The sequence below is a fragment of the Pseudomonas promysalinigenes genome, assembly GCF_014269025.2.
GTDB lineage: Bacteria > Pseudomonadota > Gammaproteobacteria > Pseudomonadales > Pseudomonadaceae > Aquipseudomonas > Aquipseudomonas promysalinigenes.
The window spans coordinates 382,746-404,214 of record NZ_CP077094.1; the positions used below are offsets into that span (position 1 = coordinate 382,746).

20 protein-coding genes are annotated in these 21,469 nt (G+C 62.1%); 8 read left to right on the forward strand and 12 right to left on the reverse strand.

The features are described 5' to 3' along the window. Positions 1-7: 7 nt before the first annotated feature. The 7 genes from HU725_RS01740 to HU725_RS01770 all read right to left on the reverse strand — a co-directional run bounded on the left by HU725_RS01740 (position 8) and on the right by HU725_RS01770 (position 8,413). Positions 8-181 (reverse strand): hypothetical protein, encoded by a 174-nt coding sequence (locus HU725_RS01740; RefSeq protein WP_186478603.1) that lies wholly within the window; start codon positions 179-181, stop codon positions 8-10. Continuing rightward, a complete protein-coding gene (locus HU725_RS01745; protein WP_186478604.1) occupies positions 178-1,290 on the reverse strand; it encodes a PepSY-associated TM helix domain-containing protein in 1,113 nt (370 codons plus the stop codon). The genes HU725_RS01740 and HU725_RS01745 overlap by 4 nt, the downstream gene beginning before the upstream one ends. Before the next feature lie 54 nt (positions 1,291-1,344). Then, positions 1,345-3,780 carry a TonB-dependent siderophore receptor gene (locus HU725_RS01750; RefSeq protein WP_186478605.1) on the reverse strand — a complete coding sequence of 812 codons (2,436 nt, stop codon included), beginning with the start codon at positions 3,778-3,780 and terminating at the stop codon, positions 1,345-1,347. A gap of 280 nt (positions 3,781-4,060) precedes the next feature. Beyond that, a complete protein-coding gene (locus HU725_RS01755; protein WP_186478606.1) occupies positions 4,061-5,017 on the reverse strand; it encodes a FecR domain-containing protein in 957 nt (318 codons plus the stop codon). Then, the gene (locus tag HU725_RS01760) at positions 5,014-5,532 is read right to left on the reverse strand and encodes an RNA polymerase sigma factor (RefSeq protein WP_186478607.1); all 519 of its coding nucleotides are present in this window, start codon (positions 5,530-5,532) and stop codon (positions 5,014-5,016) included. Before HU725_RS01760 ends, HU725_RS01755 begins: the two co-directional genes overlap by 4 nt. A 236-nt stretch (positions 5,533-5,768) precedes the next feature. Next, positions 5,769-6,479 carry a 3'-5' exonuclease gene (locus HU725_RS01765; RefSeq protein WP_060477425.1) on the reverse strand — a complete coding sequence of 237 codons (711 nt, stop codon included), beginning with the start codon at positions 6,477-6,479 and terminating at the stop codon, positions 5,769-5,771. Next, on the reverse strand, positions 6,476-8,413 hold the full coding sequence (locus HU725_RS01770) for a DUF294 nucleotidyltransferase-like domain-containing protein (protein ID WP_186478608.1): 1,938 nt from the start codon (positions 8,411-8,413) through the stop codon (positions 6,476-6,478). Before HU725_RS01770 ends, HU725_RS01765 begins: the two co-directional genes overlap by 4 nt. Before the next feature lie 214 nt (positions 8,414-8,627). On the opposite strand from HU725_RS01770, the gene HU725_RS01775 reads away from it, so the two are divergent. Beyond that, entirely contained in the window at positions 8,628-9,071 is a 444-nt protein-coding gene (locus HU725_RS01775; protein WP_060477427.1) for a response regulator, read from the forward strand. 43 nt (positions 9,072-9,114) lie between these two features. On the opposite strand, the gene HU725_RS01780 is transcribed toward HU725_RS01775, so the two are convergent. Then, positions 9,115-11,292 carry a malate synthase G gene (locus HU725_RS01780; RefSeq protein ID WP_186478609.1) on the reverse strand — a complete coding sequence of 726 codons (2,178 nt, stop codon included), beginning with the start codon at positions 11,290-11,292 and terminating at the stop codon, positions 9,115-9,117. Positions 11,293-11,738: 446 nt separating this feature from the next. On the opposite strand from HU725_RS01780, the gene HU725_RS01785 reads away from it, so the two are divergent. Further along, positions 11,739-12,257: a glycine cleavage system transcriptional repressor gene (locus tag HU725_RS01785; protein WP_186478610.1), complete on the forward strand. Its 519-nt coding sequence runs from the start codon at positions 11,739-11,741 to the stop codon at positions 12,255-12,257. A 239-nt stretch (positions 12,258-12,496) separates the two neighbouring features. Here HU725_RS01785 and rarD read toward each other — a convergent pair whose 3' ends face one another. The 4 genes from rarD to HU725_RS01805 all read right to left on the reverse strand — a co-directional run bounded on the left by rarD (position 12,497) and on the right by HU725_RS01805 (position 16,144). Further along, positions 12,497-13,384 (reverse strand): EamA family transporter RarD, encoded by an 888-nt coding sequence (gene rarD, locus HU725_RS01790; protein WP_186478611.1) that lies wholly within the window; start codon positions 13,382-13,384, stop codon positions 12,497-12,499. A 55-nt stretch (positions 13,385-13,439) separates the two neighbouring features. Then, entirely contained in the window at positions 13,440-14,414 is a 975-nt protein-coding gene (locus tag HU725_RS01795; protein WP_186478612.1) for a serine/threonine protein kinase, read from the reverse strand. 201 nt (positions 14,415-14,615) lie between these two features. After that, positions 14,616-15,380, reverse strand: a complete 765-nt coding sequence (locus tag HU725_RS01800; RefSeq protein ID WP_186478613.1) for a TOBE domain-containing protein — start codon at positions 15,378-15,380, stop codon at positions 14,616-14,618. 26 nt (positions 15,381-15,406) lie between these two features. Beyond that, positions 15,407-16,144, reverse strand: a complete 738-nt coding sequence (locus HU725_RS01805) for a ComFC family protein (protein WP_186478614.1) — start codon at positions 16,142-16,144, stop codon at positions 15,407-15,409. Between the two features lie 89 nt (positions 16,145-16,233). Between HU725_RS01805 and bioB the strand changes: the two genes are divergently transcribed. The 6 genes from bioB to HU725_RS01835 all read left to right on the forward strand — a co-directional run bounded on the left by bioB (position 16,234) and on the right by HU725_RS01835 (position 21,112). Further along, entirely contained in the window at positions 16,234-17,292 is a 1,059-nt protein-coding gene (gene bioB / locus HU725_RS01810) for a biotin synthase BioB (protein WP_186478615.1), read from the forward strand. Position 17,293: 1 nt separating this feature from the next. Then, positions 17,294-18,466 (forward strand): 8-amino-7-oxononanoate synthase, encoded by a 1,173-nt coding sequence (bioF, locus tag HU725_RS01815; RefSeq protein ID WP_060477435.1) that lies wholly within the window; start codon positions 17,294-17,296, stop codon positions 18,464-18,466. Beyond that, on the forward strand, positions 18,459-19,190 hold the full coding sequence (locus HU725_RS01820) for an alpha/beta fold hydrolase (protein ID WP_186478616.1): 732 nt from the start codon (positions 18,459-18,461) through the stop codon (positions 19,188-19,190). Before bioF ends, HU725_RS01820 begins: the two co-directional genes overlap by 8 nt. Further along, complete coding sequence (bioC, locus tag HU725_RS01825) at positions 19,183-20,001, forward strand: malonyl-ACP O-methyltransferase BioC (RefSeq protein ID WP_186478617.1); 819 nt, start codon at positions 19,183-19,185, stop codon at positions 19,999-20,001. The genes HU725_RS01820 and bioC overlap by 8 nt, the downstream gene beginning before the upstream one ends. A gap of 10 nt (positions 20,002-20,011) precedes the next feature. Next, positions 20,012-20,692 (forward strand): dethiobiotin synthase, encoded by a 681-nt coding sequence (bioD, locus tag HU725_RS01830; RefSeq protein WP_186478618.1) that lies wholly within the window; start codon positions 20,012-20,014, stop codon positions 20,690-20,692. A gap of 123 nt (positions 20,693-20,815) precedes the next feature. Continuing rightward, positions 20,816-21,112 carry a pyrroloquinoline quinone biosynthesis protein PqqE gene (locus HU725_RS01835; protein WP_186478619.1) on the forward strand — a complete coding sequence of 99 codons (297 nt, stop codon included), beginning with the start codon at positions 20,816-20,818 and terminating at the stop codon, positions 21,110-21,112. Positions 21,113-21,469: the final 357 nt, after the last annotated feature.

Here is a 21,469-nt window from a genome sequence, read left to right on the forward strand (position 1 = left end):
CGCTACCTCAGCGAATCATGGCGCGCAGGCTCAAGGCTGCCGGCAGGCCAAGGCCCAGCCAGGCGAGCATGTCCCAGGCGCCGTCACCCAACAGCGCGGCGAACAGGCCAAGCGCACACAACAGGGCGATGGCGGCGGGCCAGAGAAAGATCCTGGCGGTGGAGCGCGAGCGGTGGCTCATGCCTTGGCCTCCCTGGTGCGACGATGCTTGCCCAACCATAGGTACAGGCCACTGCCGAGCACGATGATGGTCAACCCATCGAGCACGGCCCAGAGTATCTGCATGGGCCGCCCGCCATAGTCACCGAAGTGCAAAGGCTGCGACAGGCCCATGGCATCCATGTACCAAGGGCGCTCACCGACGGCGGTGACTTGCAGCGTGCGGGCATCGATCAGCACCGGCGTCAGCAGGTGCGAGGTCAGGTGCGTGGCGCCTTTCATGAATACGGCGTAATGATGCTCGCTGGAAAAACGGGTGCCGGGGAAGGCGATGAAATCCGCACGCATACCTGGTGCCGCTCGCTCGGCGATGCTCAGCAGCGCTGTGGCCGGGGCGCGCTCGGTCAGTGGTGGGGCATCCTGGTAGGGCGCAACCATCGCAGCCAGGCTGTCATTGCGCCAGGCGGCGATGACCAGGTCGGACAGCGCACTGATCACGCCGGTCACGCCCACGGTCAATGCCCAGGCCAGGGTGACTACGCCGATCAGGTTGTGCAGGTCAAGCCAGCGCAGGCGGCGGGACTTGTCGTGACGCACGGTGGCGAAATCCAAGCGGCGCATGAACGGCGCATAGAGCACCGTGCCCGACACGATCGCAACGATGAACAGCACTCCCATGAAGGCCAGCAGCAGTTTGCCTGGCAGCCCTGCGAACATGTCTACGTGCAGGCGCAGCATGAGCATCATGAAGCCGCCGTTTGCGGCGGGCATCGCTACCGGTTCGCCGGTGCGGGCGTCGAGCATGAAGGTATGCGACGAATTGGGTTCGGTGCCGGCCGTGGCGGCGGTGATCGTGAGCACGCCGTTTGGCTCGTCTTCGTCGAAGCCTAGGTACTGAACGACTTCGCCTGGCCGGTATTTCTGGGCTTCGATGACCAGCTGTTGCAGGTCAAGGTGCGCAGTGCCTGCCGGCATCTGGCGGAGTTGGGCAGCGTCACCGAGCAGGTGTTCGAGTTCGTGGTGGAAGATCAGGGGTAGGCCGGTCAGCGCCAGCAACAGCAGGAACAGGGTACAGACCAGGCTGCTCCAGGTATGGATCATCGACCAGCGGCGGATGGTGGGGCTTTTCATCACGGTACCGAATCATGTCTGTTGGAACCGGGGCCGGCGAGCGGCCCCCTTCACTCAGAACTTGTAGGAAGCGCTGGCGACGACGCTGCGCTCATCGCCGTAGTAGCAATAGTAAGAGTCACAGGTCGAGAGGTAGTCCTTGTTGAACAGGTTGGTCGCATTGACCGCCACCGACGCGCCTTTGAAGCTGTTGCTAAGGCGCCCCAGGTCGTAATGTACCGAGGCATCGAACACCGTGTAGGCATTGGCCTTGCCCAGGTAGGTATTGGCCTGGTCTCCATAGGTATTACCGGTGTAGCGTGCACCACCGCCAATGCCGAAGCCGTCCAGTACGCCGCTGTGCCAGGTATAGTCGGCCCACAACGAGGCTTGCTGGTTGGGCATCAGTTGCAGGCGGTTGCCTTTGTACAGACCATCCTGCACTTCTGATTTGGCCAGGGTGTAGGCGGCGGTCAGTTTGAGGTTTTCGCTGACGTCGGATACTGCTTCCAGTTCCAGGCCATGAACCTTGACCTCGCCGGTCTGGCTGGTGATGGTCACGTTGCCAACATTGTTGGTGACCGAGACGTTTTTCTGCGTCAGGTCATACACGGCTGCCGACAATAGGGTATTGGAGCCCGGTGGCTGGTACTTGATACCCAGCTCCCACTGCTTGCCTTCGGTCGGTTTGAACGAGTCGGTGGCAGATACGGCGGCGTTGCTGGCTGGCTGGAAAGACTCTGCATAGGACAGATAGGGCACCAAGCCCGAGTCGAACACGTAGCTTATGGCCGCGTTGGCGCTGAACTTCTTGTCTCTTTCGGTACTGGTGGCATCACCCTGATTGAAGAACTTGGTGCCGGTGTGCACCCAATCTTCGCGACCGCCCAAGGTCAGGCGCCAGTTGCCCAATGCCATTTGATCCTGAGCATAAACACCAGTCTGACGGGTCTTTTGGTCGTAATCGTAGAAGGCGGTCGAACGATCCGGGCGCGTGATCGGCAAACCATACTCGGGGTTATTGACGTTGACACTCGGTGCCGTGCCGAAGATTGCCAGGTAATTGGTATTGATGCGTTGGTGATCCAGGCCGATCAACAGGGTGTGGCTTATCGCGCCGGTGCTGAAGTCTGCTTGGAAGTTGTTATCGACCGCAAATTGGCTGATGTCTTCATCGACATTGGTGGTACCGCGACCAATGTTGCCGTCAGCGTCCAACTCGTAGCCTGGAAGCCCTGGGATGTAGCTATTGACAGTCACAGCCTGGAACGCCAAGTCTGATTTGGTGTAGCGCAGATTCTGGCGGAACTGCCAAACATCGTTGATGCGATGTTCGAATGCATAGCCCAGCGCGTAGTAGGTACGGTCGTAGAACTCGTAGTTCGGATCGCCCAGGTTCTTGTGGTGTGAAACCTTGCCGAACGCGGAGTCGAGCTTGGTGCCCTGGATAGGATGGAACTGGCTGGTAACGCCGGTATCGTCACGGGTGAACTGGCTCAGCAGTGTCAGTGAAGTGTCTTCGTCGATATTCCAGGTCAGGCTCGGGGCGATGTTGTAGCGTTTGTCGTCGACATGGTCGATCTGCGTGCCGCCATCGCGCACCACGCCGCTTACGCCATACAGCAAGCGTCCTTCCTCATCGACCTTGCCGGTGCTGGCGAAGTTGATCTGACGGTGGTTGTCGCTGCCATACTGCACTTCGATTTCGTGGGCGCTTTGGGCTTGTGGGCGGCGGCTGACCATGTCCAGCAGGCCGCCGGGCGGGGTTTGGCCATACAGCGAGGAAGCCGGGCCACGCAGCAGGGCCAGGCGGTCGAGGTTCCAGGTTTCAGCCTTCGGGTTGGCATACACACCACGTGGCAGCGGCAGGCCGTCGAGGAACTGGGTTGGCTCGAAGCCGCGCACGCGCATCCAGTCATAGCGGGTATCACTGCCGAAACTGGCCGAGACGATCCCAGGCATGTAGCGCACGGCATCATCCAGGCTGTGCACGCCGCGGTCGTTCATCTGTTGGCGGGTGGCCACCGAGATCGAGCGTGGTACTTCCACCAATGCAGTATCGGTCTTGGTGCCGGCTGCGGTGCGTTTGGCCAGGTAACCCTCGACCGGGCCCCAAGCGCTTTCGAATGTGCTGGCGGCGTTCACCGTGGTTTCCGGTAGAGCCAGTGTGCCGTCTGGTGCAGCGATCAGGCTGTAGCTGCCCACGCTGCTTTGCTGCAGCTGCAAACCGGTGCCAAGCAAGGCTGCCTGCAAGGCGCCAAGGGCATCGTACTGGCCCTTGACCGGGGCCGATGTTCGGCCGCTGACCAATGCAGGGTCGATGGCCAGGGCGATGCCCGACTGGCTGGCGATCTGGTTCAAGGTGCTGGCCAACGGTGCGGCGGGCAGGTTGTAGGCGCGGGGGCCGGACTGCTCGGCGGCGAACAGGGCCGTACTGGACAATGGTGCAGCCAGGGCGATGGCCAGGGCTATCAGGCTGGGACGCAGGATGCGATCAACGGCACGGGACATGCAGCGGTTCCTCGACGGATAAGAGCTAACTGCATCCTTGCCGAGCGAAACTCCAGAAGTGATAGGGGCAATCGGAAAAATAGTGAGAATTATTTGAATCTACGTTTTCTGCGCGGTCCTTTCGCGGCTATTCCCGCTTCCTCAGGTTGAAGTCGATCTCAAGAGCCTTTGCTCGGAGCGGGTTCGCCCGCGATGAGGTTGACACTGGCAGGCAGGGCATCCTCCCCATACTGCGATGCTCTGCGGGGCGGCGGGTTGACGCGAATTAACCCGTACTGGTTCACTTGGGCACGATCTTCACCCACCAAGGCGTGTGCCGCTCGATCCTCACCGGCAGCGCCGGCAGCAGCGAGGCCAGCGCCAGGTCGGTATCGGCCAGCGGGAAACTGCCGGTCACGCGCAGGTCTGCCACTTCTTCGGCCACCCCCAGGTGGCCGCTGCGATAACGGCCAAGCTGTTCGACCAGCTCGGCCAGCCGTACGTTATCCACCACCAGCATGCCACGGGTCCAGGCATCGGCCCCCGTGGGCACTGGGCTTACGCGGCCCAAGCCATCCTTGCCCATCAGTACTTGCTGGCCAGCGTTGAGCACCTGTTCATCGCCGCTATTGCGCGCCATGGCGGCCACCGATGCCTGCAGTACCTCCAGACGCGTGCCAGCGCCTTCACGGCGCACCAGGAAGCGTGTGCCCAGTGGCCGCAGGCGACCATGCTCAGTACGCACCAACAGCGGGCGCGGGTCGCCATGGCCGGTTTCGACCGAAATTTCGCCTTGATGCAACACGATCAGGCGTTGCTCGCCGTGGTAGTCGATATCGACCGCGCTGTGACTGTTCAGGCTCAGCAGCGTACCGTCCGCCAGGCGCAAGGTACGTACCTCGCCTGTGGCGGTACGCTGGTCGGCCAGCCAGTAACTGGGCGCCAATGACGGGATGCCGACCCATGCCAGTAACGCGCCGAGCAGAACCATCCCGGCCAGCCCACTGCCGACCTTGCCGAGGCGCCGACGCAGCCCGGCACGTGACTGTATCAGCGCCTGGCGTGCCGGGCCTGCGGCTGCGCTGACGCGCTGGTCCATGGCGCCCAGTTGCCGCCAGGCGCGGGCGTGCTCCTCGCTTGCGGCATGCCAGCGGATGAACGCGCAGGGCAGGTCTTGTGTGCCACTGGCGTTGTCCAGGCGCATTTTCCAGGCGATGGCGGCTTCCAGTACTTGGGATGAAACCGGTGCGTTGTTCACGTGGGCTCCCCATACAGGGCCACGTAGCACTGGCGCATACCTTGGGCGATGTACTGACGTACTCGCGATACCGACACACCCAGGCGCTCGGCAATTTCGGCATGGGCCATGCCATCCAGGCGATTGTGCAAGAATGCCGCGCGAGCTTTGCTCGACAGCTTGCCAAGCAGACGGTCGATGGCTTTGAGGTCTTCGAGAATCAGATGCTGCAGTTCCGGGGACGGCTGTTCGGCCTCGGGTAACTGCGCAAGCTCCGACAGGTAAGCCTGCTCCAGCGCTGCGCGGCGGAAATGGTCGAACATCAGGCCTTTGGCCACAGCGGCGAGAAACGCCCTCGGCTCGCGCGGGGTTTGCAGTTGTTCGCGACCGAGCAGGCGCACGAACGTATCCTGGCTCAGGTCTTCGGCCCGTTGACGGCAAGCCAGGTTGCGCTGCAGCCATGCAAGCAGCCAGCCGCGGTGATCGCGATACAGCGATCCAATCAGCTCGGTGTGTGGGCTGTGGGCAGGTGGCATGCAGCGTCCCCCGGAACGAATGCATTAACTAACGATAATTATTCGCGATTGTTGCAGAGGCGATGGGTGGGGTGCAATGGACGCTTATCGGATTGCCATCATTGGTTTACAGGTTCGTCTGTGCTGGGCCATTGGCGGGCGAACCCACTGCCAGGTAGACAGCGCAGGACTGGAGGTTGATGCATGCTTGTGGGCAGGGTTTGACCGCGCACAGGCCGACACAGAGCTATGGCCCTTCACATGCCATGAATGTTGGCTTTGCGACGCCTCCAGCCAGCAAGCCGCTGTTCCAGCTGCACGGGGCTGTCGAGCTGCTGGCGACGGGCCTGGCTGAAAAGGATCAGCGCAAGCTCCGCTGTGACCTGCGCGTCGGCGCTGGCATGGTGGCGCTCGTCCACCTGCAGGCCAAAGCGCGACACCCAGTCGTCCAGCCCTGCCTCGCGCATAACGGTATCGGGGTTGAGCATCGGTGCCAGTTCCGCTACGTCGAGAAACGGCAATTGCAAGCGATAGCCCAGGCTTTCCCGTAGCGCACGCGCCAGCATGCGCTGATCGAACGGCGCATGGAATGCCAGCACTGGGCTGTCGCCGATGAACTCCAGCAGATCGAGCAAGGCTTCGGCAGGGTCGCAACCAGCGGCCAGGGCACTTGGCCCCAAGCCGTGGATCAGCACGCTGGCGTTGGTTTTCTGCTCAGGGCGGTGCAGGGTGCGCTCGAACTGCTGGGCAAAATCGATGGCCCCGTCGTCGATGGCCACGGCGCCGATCGACAGCACCTGGTCACGATTGGTGTTCAGGCCGCTGGTTTCAAGGTCGAGCACCACCCAACGTTGCTCGCGCAGCGTGCAGACCCCCAGTGGCTTGGCTTTGGGCAGCCGTGCCAGGCGCTGGCGCAGGGCCTCATCGAGCATGGGCGCGGCGGGGCGCAACCAGGTGAACAGGCTCATAACTGATACCGCAAGGCCAGGCTGCTCTGCAGGCGTTGGGCCTGGCGCAGGGATTCGCGCAGGATGCGCCGGTCCAGGTGGTTGAGGCTGTCTGGATCGAGGCGGTTGGAGTAGGGCAGGTTGTCGCGGCTCTGGCGTTGGTGTTGCTGCATGCGAGTTTGTTGAATGAAGTGGTAGGCCTCTTCGTAAGCGGCGCCGTCGAGGGCGTCGATCACACCGCTGGCAACCAACTGGCGAAGACGCTCCACTGTATTGCAGGTACCAATGCCATTGGCCAGGGCTAGCAGGCGAGCGCCATCGACGAACGGTGTCAGGCCTTGCACCTTGAGGTCCAGGGTGGCGGCTTTGTCGTTGCCCTGACGGGTCAGTACGAACTCGCGAAGGCGGCCCACCGGGGGGCGCTGGCGTAGCGCGTTATCGGCCAGCATGCGCTGGAATATACGGTTCTCTGCCACCTGATCCAGTAGTTGCCGGCGCAGTTGTTCAGCGCCTTGCTCATCGCCCCAGACCACGCGCAGGTCGAAGTAGATGCTCGATTCCAGCAGGTTTTGCGGGCTGGCCTCGCGCACGAAGCCAGCGAAGCGCCGTGCCCACTGCATGCGCGACAGACACAGCTCTGGGTTGCCGGCCATGACGTTGCCCTTGCACAGGGTGAAGCCGCACTGGGCCAGGCACTGGTTGATGTACTGCGCCAAAGGCAACAGGCGTGCGCGAAGGGTGTCGGCTTCATTGTCGTCAGTAGCTTCGAAGAGAATGCCGTTGTCCTGGTCAGTGTGCAGGGTCTGCTCGCGGCGCCCTTCGCTGCCGAAGCACAGCCAGCTGAACGGCACACCGGGGTCGCCGCGCTCGGCAATGGCCAGCTCGATCACCCGGCACACCGTGTGGTCGTTGAGCAGGGTGATGATCTGGGTGATCTGGGTGGATGAGGCGCCGTGGGCGAGCATGCGCTCGACCAGTTGGCCTATATCGCCGCGCAGCTGTATCAGCGCATCAAGGCGCGGCGCATGGCGGATGGTACGCGCCAGATGCACCAGGTCGACCCGCTGCAGGGAGAACAAGTCGCGCTCCGACACCACCCCGCACAGGCGGCCGTTCTCGACCAGGCAGACGTGCGCGATGTGCCGTTCGGTCATTGCCATGGCGCCATCGAAGGCGCTGGCCTTGGGGCTCAGGAAAAACGGCTTGGCCGTCATGTGCCGCTCGATCGGTACGCCCAGCTCGGCACCGGCGGCGGCTACCACCTGGCGCAGGTCACGCAGGGTGAAAATGCCCACGGGATAACGCGCTTGGTCGATCACCACGATGCTGCCCACCTGCTGTTCATGCATCAGCCGCACGGCCTCGCGCAGCGGCGTACCAGGGCTGCACACCACTGGGTGACGCATGGCCAGTTCGCCCAGGGGGGTGTTGAGCGAGTACTGGGTGCCGAGTGTTTGCACGGCGCGCTGGCGCACTTGCTGGTTGACCTGATCGAGCAGGCTGCTGACGCCGCGCAGGGCAAAATCGCGAAACACCTCCGACATCGAGAACACGCGAATGAACGCAGCCTTGTTCAGTTGCAGGCAAAAGGTGTCTTCACCTGCCAAATGTTCGGTGCGCGTCGCTCGCTCGCCCAGCAGCGCTGCCAGGGGGAAACATTCGCCGCTGGTAATTTCGAAGGTGGTTTCCACTCCGGGCTTGACTAGGTGCTGGCGCTCGCCAACCACACGCCCTTGTTTGACGATATAGAAATGCTCGACGGGGCCGTCGGCCGGTTTGATGATGCTTTCGCCGCTGGCATAGAACCGCAGCTGGCATTGTTCCACCAGAAACGCCAGGTGGCTCTGCTCCATCTGATTGAAGGGTGGGAAACGCTGCAGGAACTGCAAGGTGCCTTGGATATTCTGCAGTACTGCCGTTCTACCCGCCTGGCTGTAGGCATCCTTTTTACTCATGACGCTGACCGTATCGCTGCGCCGGACTATATATATCTATATATAGGTGCCGACCTTGTTGTTCTTGGCCCCCATGGTCGGCTCGCAGCGTTGCGGTGCCCATTGGACGTAAGTCTAGTGAGCAGTGTGTGTCAAAACGCCGACGAAAGGCGAGCCTAGTTACGCGGTTTTTGCGGTCCTAACGATTGAGCGGGATTTTTTTGACGAGACGACCATGGTTGAGCATGACGACATCCTGAGCGACGCCGAACGAGAGGCATTGGCCGTGGTGAGTGCGCCGGTAGCGGCCAGCCCAGTGGTGCTTATCGTCGATGACAACGCGGTGAACAGCGAGGCGCTGAAGTTGTACCTCAAAAGCCGGGGCATCGAGTGCATGACGGCTGACGGCGCCCAGGAAGCGATGCTCAAGCTGCATTACGAGCCGCGTATCGCGCTGATGATCACTGACCTGCGCATGCAACCCAGTGATGGGCTGGAGTTGATCCGCCAGGTACGTGAGTCGGAGCGGGCGGCGCTGTCGATCATCGTGGTGTCGGGCGACACCGATGTAAAAGAGGCGGTCGACGTGATGCACCTGGGTGTAGTGGACTTTTTGTTGAAACCAGTGGATTTGGGGAAATTGCTGGGGTTGGTGAAGAAAGAACTCAAGCTTGAGTGACGCAGCAAAAAGGGCCGCATTGCGGCCCTTCTAACCAACCCGCTTACAGCCCGTTACGTGCTTTGAACTCGCGGCGACGACGGTGCAGCACCGGCTCGGTGTAACCGTTAGGCTGCTTGGCACCCTCGATTACCAGCTCGACAGCGGCTTGGAACGCGACGTTGTCGTCGAAGTTCGGCGCCATCGGACGGTACAGGGCGTCGCCGGCGTTCTGCTTGTCGACCACCGCAGCCATGCGCTTGAGGCTTTCCAGCACTTGCTCCTGGGTTACCACGCCATGGCGCAGCCAGTTGGCCAGCAACTGGGCCGAAATACGCAGCGTGGCGCGGTCTTCCATCAGGCCGACATCGTTGATGTCCGGCACCTTCGAGCAACCCACGCCCTGATCGATCCAGCGCACGACATAGCCAAGGATGCCCTGGGCGTTGTTGTCCAGCTCGTTGCGGATTTCTTCGGCCGACCAATTGGTATTGGCTGCCAGCGGGATGGTCAGGATGTCATCCACCGACGCCGGGCTGCGCGAAGCCAGCTCACGTTGACGCGCCTGCACATCGACCTTGTGGTAGTGCAAGGCGTGCAGGGTGGCTGCGGTTGGCGAAGGTACCCAGGCGGTATTGGCCCCAGCGAGCGGGTGAGCGATCTTCTGCTCGAGCATGGCGGCCATCAGGTCGGGCATGGCCCACATGCCTTTGCCGATTTGCGCACGGCCTTGTAACCCAGTGGCCAGGCCAACGTCGACGTTGTTGTTCTCGTAGGCGCCAATCCACTTCTCGTTCTTCATGGCGCCTTTGCGTACCACGGCGCCGGCTTCCATCGAGGTGTGGATTTCGTCGCCGGTGCGGTCGAGGAAGCCGGTGTTGATGAACACCACGCGCTCGGCGGCTGCCTTGATGCAGGATTTGAGGTTGACCGTGGTACGGCGCTCCTCGTCCATGATGCCGACTTTGACGGTGTTGCGCGGCATGCCCAGCAGGTCTTCGACACGGCTGAAGATTTCTGCGGCGAAGGCGACTTCTTCAGGGCCGTGCATTTTCGGTTTGACGATGTAGACGCTGCCAGTGCGGGTGTTCTTGCGGCTGGTGTTGCCGTTGAGGTTGTGCAGGGCGATCAGGTTGGTGAACAGGCCGTCCTGTATACCCTCGGGGATTTCGTTGCCCTGGCCGTCGAGAATCGCCGGGTTGGTCATCAAGTGGCCGACGTTGCGCACAAACAGCAGTGAACGGCCGTGCAGGGTAACGCTGCCGCCATTGGGGGCGGCGTATTCGCGATCCGGGTTCATGGTGCGGGTGAAGGTCTTGCCACCTTTGCTCACGCTTTCGGCCAGGTCGCCTTTCATCAGGCCCAGCCAGTTGCGGTAGACGATGACCTTGTCATCGGCATCGACGGCAGCGACGGAGTCTTCGCAGTCCATGATGGTGGTCAGCGCCGACTCCATCAGGATGTCTTTGACGCCGGCGGCATCGGTACTGCCGACTGGGGTGTTGGCATCGACCTGGATTTCGAAGTGCAGGCCGTTGTGCTTGAGCAGCACGGCGGTAGGCGCCTTGGCGTCGCCATGGAAACCGATCAGTTGCGCATCATCGCGCAAGCCACTGTTGCTGCCACCCTTGAGGGTGACCACAAGCTTGCCGTCTTCGATGCGGTAGCCGGTGGAGTCGACATGAGAGCCTGCAGCGAGGGGCGCGGCTTCGTCGAGGAAGGCGCGGGCGAAGGCGATGACTTTATCGCCACGCAGCTTGTTGTAGCCCTGGCCTTTTTCGGCGCCGCCTTCATCGCTGATGGCATCGGTGCCGTACAGTGCGTCATACAGCGACCCCCAACGGGCGTTGGCGGCGTTCAATGCGAAGCGGGCGTTCATCACCGGCACGACCAGCTGTGGGCCGGCCATGTGGGCGATTTCTTCATCCACATTCTGGGTGGTGGCCTGGAAATCGTCGGCTTGTGGCAGCAGGTAGCCGATTTCCTGGAGGAATGCTTTGTAGGCTACGGCGTCGTGTGCCTGGCCTTTGCGTGCCTGGTGCCAGGCGTCGATCTTGGCTTGCAGCTCGTCGCGCTTGGCGAGCAGGGCTTTGTTCTTTGGAGCGAGGTCATTGATGATCTTCTCAGCACCGGCCCAGAACTGCTCGGCGACGATGCCGGTCCCTGGGATGGCTTCGTTGTTGACGAAGTCATACAGGACCTTGGCGACCTGAAGGCCACCGACTTGAACGTATCCAGTCATTGCTTGCCTCACTCTGCTCAGCTATTTCGCTCTTCTGTATTAAGCCTGTAGCGCTTCTCTAAACACGTTCCAGTGCATGCCCTCGTCCAGTGGCGAGAGCGGCTGGGTGCGGCCTGCCAGACGGGCTGGCAGACAGTGTGCGTATTTTCACAGGCGCCTTGGCAGACATCCAAACGACGTTTTGTAGTCCGCGCCACGGGATACTACATGAAGCAGTAGGCGAGGCAAAATCAGACTAAAAGCGCCGTTCTGCGACCAGCTGGTCGCGTAGGGTCACGCTGGGAGAGGGTATGTTCGCAAAAAACAGGTAGATTGTTCCAGATAAATCTTGAAACAGTACACGATTGCTTGTGTTGAACGCCCTGCGGCAGGTTGCCGCGCCTTGCCTATACTCAACCGATCCCCATATTCGCCGCCTTGCGCGGCCCGACGCTGAGGTAGGGCTTGTGGATCATCTTGTGTTGACCGTAATCGCCCCGGACAAGGCCGGGCAGGTGGAGCGCGTTGCCCAATGCATCGCCGAGCATAACGGCAACTGGCTCGAAAGCCGTATGTTGCGGATGGCCGGCCAGTTCGCCGGGATTTTGCGGGTGGCGGTGCCGGCGGAAAACTACGATGAGCTGGTGGCGGCGCTGCAGGCCCTGGGGCAGTACGAAATTCGTGTGCTGATCGCTGAAAGCGGCGTGGAACCTTCATGCACCTGGAAGCCAATCGCCATGGAGCTGGTAGGTAATGACCGCCCCGGCATCGTGCGCGATATCACCCGGTTGCTGGCCGAGCAGGGGGTGAACCTTGAGCGATTCACCACCGAGGTGCGCCCGGCACCGATGAGCAGCGAGCCGCTGTTCCATGCCGATGCGCTGTTGGCACTGCCTTTGGCGCTGTCGCTTGATGATCTGCAGCAGAAGCTGGAAAGCCTGGCGGACGACCTGATGGTGGAGTTGACCCTGCGGCCGCAGGACTGAACGGATCTGCACAAGCCCAATGGTGGAGTTATCCCGGTTTCACGGGGAAGGCCCTGTGGATAACCTGGGGGCTCAGCCCGCGAGCTCAGGTGTTCCGCAGGCTCTAGAGGATTGAGCAAAAAACGTACAAGCATCAGGCGGTTGTGCACAAAGCGCGGGGACGAGGGTGTGGATAACCTCTGGAGATATCGTTGCAGGCCAGGCATTACGGGGCCTGCAACGATTAGATCGTTTTTTGATCAGGCGCGTTTGCGTAGATTTATCCAAGCGTCGACGCTGTAGATCACCAAGCCCGCCCAAATGAAGATGAACGCCACCAGGGTGCTAGGCGACAAATGTTCATCGAACAGCAGCACGGCCTGCAGCAGTACCAAAGTTGGCGCCAGGTACTGCAAAAAGCCCAGTGTGGTGTAGGGTAGGTGGCGAGCAGCGGCGTTGAAGCAGACCAGCGGCACGAGGGTCACCGGCCCTGCTGCCATCAGCCACAAGGCCTCGCTACTGCTGTAGAACGTGGCCTGCGCGCTCATCGCCGTGGGGTGCAACAGCAACCAGCCTACCGCCAACGGCACCAGCATCCAGGTTTCCACCACCAGGCCAGGCAGCGCTGCTACCGGTGCCTGCTTGCGAATCAAGCCGTAAAAGCCAAAGGTCAGTGCCAATGCCAGCGATACCCACGGCAGGCTCCCGACTTGCCAAACCTGCTGTGCGACGCCCACTGCCGCCATCATCACCGCCAGCCATTGCAGGCGGCGCAGGCGCTCGCCGAGCAGCAGCATGCCCAGCAGCACATTGATCAAAGGGTTGATGTAGTAGCCAAGGCTGGCTTCAAGCATGCGGCCATTGTTCACTGCCCACACGTAGGTCAGCCAGTTGGCGGCGATCAAGGTACCGCTCAGGGCCAGAATCGCCAGCCGGCGGGGGTTTTCACGCAGCTCGCGCCACCAGCCGGGGTGTTTCCACGCCAGTAGCAACAGTGAACCGAACAGGGCCGACCAGAGCACCCGGTGAACGATGATCTCGACAGCTGGGACGCTCTGAATGGCCTTGAAGTAGATGGGGAACAGGCCCCAGATGATGTAGGCACTCAGGCCCAGAAGGTACCCGCGACGCGGGTTTGCAGCGTGCATTTCAAATCCTTGCTGAATGAAGCGATGGCTATTGTAGACAGAGGCCGGCACCTTTCTAGAACAATTTCAGGGGTAATTCATCCAGTGCTGCCCGTTGCTCGCGCAGCGCGAGTATCTGGTCGCCCCAGTATCGCGGCTGGCCGAACCACGGGAAGCTGGGCGGGAATGCGGGGTCGTCCCAGCGCCTGGCCAGCCAGGCGCTGTAGTACAGCTGGCGCAGGGCGCGTAACGGTTCGATCAGGGCCAGCTCACGCGGGTCGAAGTCGTGGAACTCGTTGTAGCCATCGATCAGCTCGGCCAACTGCCCAAGCCGCTCCTCGCGGCTACCGGCGAGCATCATCCATAGGTCCTGCACGGCTGGGCCCATGCGGCAATCATCGAGGTCAACCACGTGGTACACCTCATCGCGGTGCATCAGGTTGCCTGGGTGCAGGTCGCCGTGCAGTCGAATGACCTGATGGGGCGTGCGCGCATAGATGTCTTCGACCTGTTTGAGCAGGTCGCGGGCCACGGACTCGAAGGCGGGCAACAGGTCCTTGGGAACGAAACCGCCGTCGAGCAAGGTGTTCAGCGAGGCATGGCCGAAGTTGTCCACAGCCAATGCCTCGCGGTGTTCGAACGGCCGTGCAGCGCCCACCGCATGCAGGCGGCCAAGCAACTGTCCGAGGCGATAAAGCTGGTCAAGGTTGCCGGGCTCGGGTGCGTGGCCACCCCGGCGCGGGAACAGGGTAAAGCGAAAGCCGTTGTGCTGGAACAGGGTCTGCCCGCCGTGTTGCAACGGCGCGACTACCGGTACCTCGCAGTCTGCCAGCTCGGCAGTGAACTGGTGCTCTTCCAGAATCGCTGCATCGCTCCAGCGGCCTGGGCGGTAGAACTTGGCGATCAGCGGTTGCGCATCCTCGATGCCTATTTGATAGACGCGGTTTTCGTAGCTGTTCAGCGCCAGCACCCGAGCATCGCTGAGAAAGCCAAGGCTTTCCACGGCATCAAGGACCAGGTCTGGCGTGAGGGTATCGAACGGGTGCGACATGAAAGCTCCGGAGCTACGCGAGGTGCAGTGAAGCTACAGTGTAATGAATGCGCGCAGGCCTGACATTTTTGCCCTGCTAGGGGTTGTTTTACCTTGCCGATCAAGCGCTTTGGCATTCGGCAGTTGCGTCGCCACGGTGAAGGCCCCGTTCATTCACAGCTGCTGCAAAATCGCAGACCGGCGGGCGGCAGTTCGCCGAACTCAGGCCGGCACGCCCAACAGCACACTGGAGGGATGAAACTGGACGCGTATCGGTTGGCCAGCCAGCAAGTGTCGTTGCGCCAGCCAATCGGCCTCGGCGAAGGCACATAGGGTCTGGCCGTTGCCCAGGGTCAAGCGCACTTCGCTGGGGCCTTCAGGGTCGGCCAGCACTTGTTCGATAGTGGCTGACAGGCAGTTGCTGCCAGCTTCAGGCTCGTCGTTGTCGTCCAGCAGCGTTACCCAGCCAGCCTTGAGCAATGCCACCACGGCGCAACCAAGGGTCAGGTCCAGGCGTGCAGTGCTGTCTTGCGTGATCAATGCATCGATTTGTACGGCACCGCCCAGTGCCAGGGTGACTCGGTCATGTCGCCCTTCACGGCGCAGGCCGCTGACCTGCCCCTGCAACTGGTTGCGCGCACTGGTGCGCAACATCAGGCGCCCGAGCAGCTCGAGGTCCGAAGACTGCTCGGCGGCTTCGAGCAGCTGGGCTTGCAGGCTTTGCAAACGTTGGTAGAGGCGCAGCACCCGTTCGCCCTCGCTCGACAGCCGCGCGCCGCCACCGCCACGCCCGCCCGTGCTGCGCTCGACCAGCGGCAGGCTGGCCAGATTGTTGAGTTCATCGATCGCATCCCAGGCAGCTTTGTAGCTGATACCGGCCGCTTTCGCCGCACGGGTGATCGAGCCTTGTTCGGCAATGTGCTGAAGCAGTGCAATGCGCTGCGGGCGACGGGCGATGTGCTGGGTGAGGAGTGCGGGCAGGGACATGTGGGCGCCTATCATGGACTTATCCCTCAAGCTTGCCCCGGTTTTGCCGTGCGTGCCAGGCAATACACGTCGATCCTGCGCGCACCGGCCTGGCGCAGCACCTGTGCGATGGCCTGGGCTGTGGCCCCGGTGGTCAGTACGTCATCGACCACTGCGACATGCTGACCTTCAAGCGACGTACCGTTGGCCAGGGCGAAAGCCTGGCGCAGGTTGCCACGCCGGGCCTTGGCATCGAGGTGCTGTTGTGCCGGGGTTTCCCGCGTGCGCAGCAGCAACCGCTCATCGCACTCGATAGCCAGTGCCTTGGCCAGCCAGCGCCCCAGCATGCCCGCCTGGTTGAAGCCCCGTTCGCGCAGCCGGCGCCGAGCCAAGGGTACTGGCAACAGCAGGCTTGGTTTGCGTAGCCCCTCATCGAAGCGGTAGCGCAGGTTCATGGCCAGCAACTCGGCCATCAACCGGCCAAGAGGCCATTGGCTGTTGTATTTGAAACGGCTGATCAGCGTGTCCAGCGGGAACCCGTAATGCCAGGGGGCCACCACCTGGTCGAAAGGCGGTGGCCTGCGGCTGCACTGAGCGCAGGTCAGGTTGGCCATCGGCAAGGGCAGCGCGCAGCGCAGGCAGTACTCCTCCAGCCAGGGAAGCTCCTGTTCGCAAGGTACGCACAGCGGGTAGCGCTGTTGCGCAGGCTCGCTGCACAGTAAACAAAGGTGGTTAATATTTATACACTTGTTGACCAGCAACTTTAGCCAAGGTTGACAGTTCATAGGGCTTCCATGAGTATGCGAGCTATCCGTGATGCGCTGGCAGGCACTTGTGCCTCGGCGCCAGCTACAGCCTAAACAAGGAATCGCCGATGAGCGCCAGCACAACTGCAACAACACGTCACGACTGGTCACTGCCTGAGGTCAAGGCGTTGTTTCAGCAGCCGTTCAATGACCTGCTGTTCCAGGCGCAAACCGTGCACCGCGCGCATTTCGACCCCAACCGTGTGCAGGTGTCGACCTTGCTGTCGATCAAAACCGGCGCCTGCCCGGAGGATTGCAAATATTGTCCGCAGTCCGGCCACTACAACACGGGGCTTGAAAAACAGAAGCTGATGGAAGTGCAGAAGGTGCTGGAAGAGGCCGCTCGCGCCAAAGCCATCGGCTCCACCCGGTTTTGCATGGGCGCTGCGTGGAAGCATCCGTCGGCCAAGGACATGCCCTACGTGCTGGAAATGGTCAAGGGCGTGAAGGCCATGGGCCTGGAAACCTGCATGACCCTCGGCAAGCTCGACCAAGAGCAGACCGCCGCCCTGGCCCAGGCTGGGTTGGACTATTACAACCATAACCTCGATACCTCGCCGGAGTTCTACGGCAGCATCATTACTACCCGTACTTACAGCGAACGCCTGCAGACCTTGGCTTACGTGCGTGAGGCTGGGATGAAGATCTGTTCGGGCGGCATCCTGGGCATGGGTGAGTCGCTGGACGACCGCGCAGGCTTGCTGATTCAGCTGGCCAACCTGCCCGAGCACCCTGAATCGGTGCCGATCAACATGCTGGTGAAGGTCGCTGGCACGCCGCTGGCCGAAGAACAAGACGTCGATCCGTTCGACTTCATTCGCATGCTCGCAGTGGCGCGTATCCTGATGCCCAAGTCGCACGTGCGCCTGTCCGCTGGCCGCGAGCAGATGAACGAGCAAATGCAGGCACTGGCGTTCATGGCTGGCGCCAACTCGATTTTCTACGGCGAGAAGCTGCTGACTACCGCCAACCCGCAGGCTGACAAGGACATGCAGCTGTTCGCTCGCCTGGGCATCGAGCCCGAGGCGCGCGAAGAGCACGCCGACGAAGTGCACCAGGCCGCCATCGAGCAGGCGCTGGTCGAGCAACGCAGCAGCGATCTGTTCTACGACGCCGCGTCAGCCTGAAATGGCCTTCGATCTGGCGGCGCGCCTGGCCGAACGGCGCGCCGCAGACCTGTATCGGCAGCGGCCATTGTTGCAGAGCCCACAGGGGCCGGAAGTGGTGGTCGATGGGCAACGCTTGCTGGCCTTCTGCAGCAATGACTATCTGGGGCTGGCCAACCACCCTGAGGTGATCGCCGCTTGGCAGGCTGGCGCCCAACAGTGGGGTGTCGGTGGCGGTGCTTCGCATCTGGTGGTCGGCCACAGCACGCCGCATCATGCCGTCGAAGAGGCGTTGGCCGAACTCACTGGCCGCCCGCGCGCGCTGCTGTTTTCCACAGGCTACATGGCCAACCTCGGCGCCATCACCGCGCTGGTGGGGCAGGGCGACACCGTGCTGCAGGACCGCCTGAACCATGCCTCGCTGTTGGACGGCGGCTTGCTCAGTGGTGCCCGCTTCAGCCGTTACCTGCACAACGACCCAACCAGCCTGGCCAGCCGACTGAGCAAGGCTGCCGGCAACACGCTTGTAGTCACCGACGGTGTGTTCAGCATGGACGGTGACCTTGCCGACTTGCCGGCACTGGCTGGCGTGACTCGCGCCGCCGGTGCCTGGTTGATGGTCGATGACGCCCATGGGTTAGGTACTCTGGGGGCTCAAGGTGGCGGCATCGTCGAGCACTTCGGCCTGGGTATCGACGATGTGCCAGTGTTGATTGGTACCCTCGGCAAGGGCTGCGGCACCGCCGGTGCCTTCGTCGCCGGCAGCGACGAATTGATCGAGACACTGGTTCAGTTCGCCCGGCCCTACATCTACACCACCAGCCAGCCCCCGGCGCTGGCTTGCGCCACACTCAAGAGCCTGCAGTTGCTGCGCCGTGATACCTGGCGCCGCGAGCATCTGGCGGCATTGATCCGCAAGTTTCGCCTGGGCGCCGAGCAGATTGGCCTGCGACTGATGGACAGCCCGACACCGATCCAGCCGATCATGGTGGGTGACAGTGCCAAGGCTGTTGAACTGTCACGCATGTTGCGCGAACGCGGTTTGCTGGTGACCGCCATCCGCCCGCCGACGGTGCCGGCCGGCAGCGCTCGGCTGCGGGTAACCTTGAGCGCGGCGCACAGTGAGGCGCAAGTGCAGCTATTGTTGAATGCATTGGCCGAGTGTTATCCACAGCTGGAGGCCGCCGATGCGTAACCGTCTGATCCTTCTTCCAGGTTGGGGGTTGGGCCCCGCCGCCCTAGAACCCCTCGCCGCCAGCCTGCGGGCCCAGGACACGCGCCTGCAAGTCGAGCTTATGCCACTGCCGGAATTGGCAGATGCCGATGTGCAGGCCTGGGTCGACTACCTTGACCGCAAGCTGCCCAACGATACCTGGCTGGGTGGCTGGTCGCTGGGTGGGATGCTCGCCAGCGAGCTGGCGCGCAAGCGTGGCGACCATTGCTGCGGCTTGCTGACCTTGGGCAGTAACCCCAGTTTCGTGGCCCGTGCCGATTGGCCCCATGGCATGGCCGTGGACACCTTCGGCACCTTCCTCGATGGATGTCGCAGCCACACCTCGGTAACCCTCAAGCGTTTCCGTACGCTGTGCAGCGACGGCGCCCTGCAGCCACGCACGCTGTTGCGGCAATTGGGAGTGGGTGTACCGGACACCGACCCTCTGTACCTTGCCACTGGCCTTGAAGTACTGGCCAAGCTCGATACCCGTGCAGCCTTGCAGGCCTATGGCGGCCCGCAGCTGCACCTGTTCGCTGGCAGCGATGCACTGGTACCGGCCGAGGCGGCCAAGGCGCTGAGCGAATTGCTGCCGGACGTTGAAGTCGGCCTGGTCGAAGAGAGTTCCCACGCCTTTTTGCTGGAATATCCCCAGGAACTGGCGGCGGGCATCAAGAGTTTCCTGCATGAGAGTGGCGATGACTGACCTTTCCCATCCAACCCTGCCCGGAGCCTTGCCTGACAAGCGCCAGGTAGCGGCTTCGTTCTCCCGAGCAGCGGCCAGCTACGATAGCGTCGCTGCCCTGCAGCGGGCTGTCGGGGTGAGCTTGCTGGCGCAATTGCCTGAAGATCTGGCGCCGTCGCGCTGGCTGGACCTAGGCAGTGGCACTGGCTATTTCAGCCGAGTGCTGGGCGAGCGCTTCGCGCGGGCAACCGGTGTGGCGGTGGATATCGCCGAAGGTATGTTGCGCCATGCTCGGGGCGAGCGGGGTGGGGCGCAGTACCTGATTGCGGGTGACGCCGAGCGCCTGCCACTGGGAGATGCCTGCGTCGACCTGGTGTTCAGCAGCCTGGCGGTGCAGTGGTGCAGTCAGTTCGCCATGGTGCTAGAAGAAGCGCGGCGGGTACTGCGCCCAGGCGGTGTGCTGGCCTTCAGCAGCCTGTGCGTCGGTACGCTCGAGGAGTTGCGTGCCAGCTGGCAGGCGGTGGACGGCATGGTGCATGTGAACCGCTTTCGGCGCTTGCAGGACTACCAGAACCTGTGTGCAGCCAGCGGCCTGGAACCGCTCAGCCTGCAACGCCAGGCCCATGTGCTGCACTACCCGGATGTGCGTAGCCTGACCCATGAACTCAAGGCACTCGGCGCCCACAACCTCAACCCCGGGCGGCCCTCTGGCCTGACCGGCCGTGCCCGTGTGCAAGGCCTGATGCAGGCCTATGAAGCGTTTCGCCAGCCCCAGGGGCTGCCCGCCACCTATCAGGTGGTTTATGGTGTGATGCGCAAGCCACAGGCATAAGAGGACCGAGATGAGCCAGGCCTATTTCATCGCCGGCACCGACACCGATGTCGGCAAGACCACCATTGCTGCGGGGCTTTTGCATGCGGCGCGCTTGCAAGGGCTGAGTACCCTGGGCGCCAAGCCAGTGGCTTCGGGTTGCACAATGACCGCCAAGGGCTTGCGCAACAGCGACGCTCAGGCGCTGATCGATGAAAGCTCGATCAAGCTCGACTACCAGCAGGTCAACCCGTTTGCCTTCGAGCCGGCCATCGCCCCCCATGTGGCTGCCCGTGAGGCCGGTGTTGCGCTGGAGGTGGCTGCTTTGGCCAGGGCCATGCGGCATGTGCTGGACCAGGGAGCTGACTTCACTCTGGTTGAGGGTGCAGGCGGTTGGCGTGTGCCATTGTCCGACCAGGCCAATCTGTCCGACCTGGCTATTGCCCTGAAGCTGCCGGTGATTCTGGTGGTGGGCGTGCGGTTGGGTTGTATCAACCACGCGCTGCTCAGTGCCGAGGCGATCGCCCGCGACGGGCTGCAGCTGGCGGGTTGGGTAGCCAATGTGATCGAGCCAAGGACCGCGCGCCTGGAGGAAAACCTGGCCAGTCTGGCGGAGCGCTTGCCGGCGCCGTGCCTGGGGCGCGTGCCGAAACTCAAGCAGGCTAGCGCTGATGCTGTGGCAGAACACTTACAGCTCGACCTACTGGATTGAAGCTGGGCCATATACTCTCGGCCTATGAGCTGGCACCGGGCCATTAGCTATTTAAAAGAGCCATTTCACCCTCGGGCTGCTTTAATGGAGCATGTTCACACCCAGTGTCATTGGAGTCGAGCCATGCAAATCACCGGCAGCACCGCGTACTACGCGGGCCTCAATACGATCTACAACGGCCAGAACCGTGTCGATCAGGCTGCAGGCCAGATCGCCAGCAGCTCGGTCGAGCGCGCTGCGACCAGCCAGTCCAGCGACTTCCAGGCCGAGCGCCTGCGTGGGGTGGATCGAAGCCAGCAGATGGACTTGGCCACTAGCACCGTACAACTGGCCCTCGGCAAGACCGAAACCGAACTGGGTGTGAAAGTGGCCAAGGCCTCCGACGAAATGCTCGGTCGATTTATCGACACTTACGCCTGACTCCTTTCTATCGCGGCTTCATGCCGTGATACCCAGGGCATCTTCAGTCTGCAGGTGCCTACGCGGCTAAAGCCGCTCCCGCAGGCTTGTAGGTGACCTCAACAATCGCCCGCCTGCGAGTTAGCACACCCGCTCATCGCCGTTTTCCCTTTTGCGCCTTCAGGGATCATTCCGCTTGCCCAGCCGATTGACGCTCGGTTTGGATCGAATGGCATAAAAGCCATTTTTCGTGGCGTAAATGGCACCATAGTCACTTCTTGACATCCGGGCGTGCTAAACGTAAGTTTCAAACAACTGTTTGACCGAAAGCCGACAAGAGCTGGTTGGTATCAGCGGTCCCCCAGAACTCATCACAGA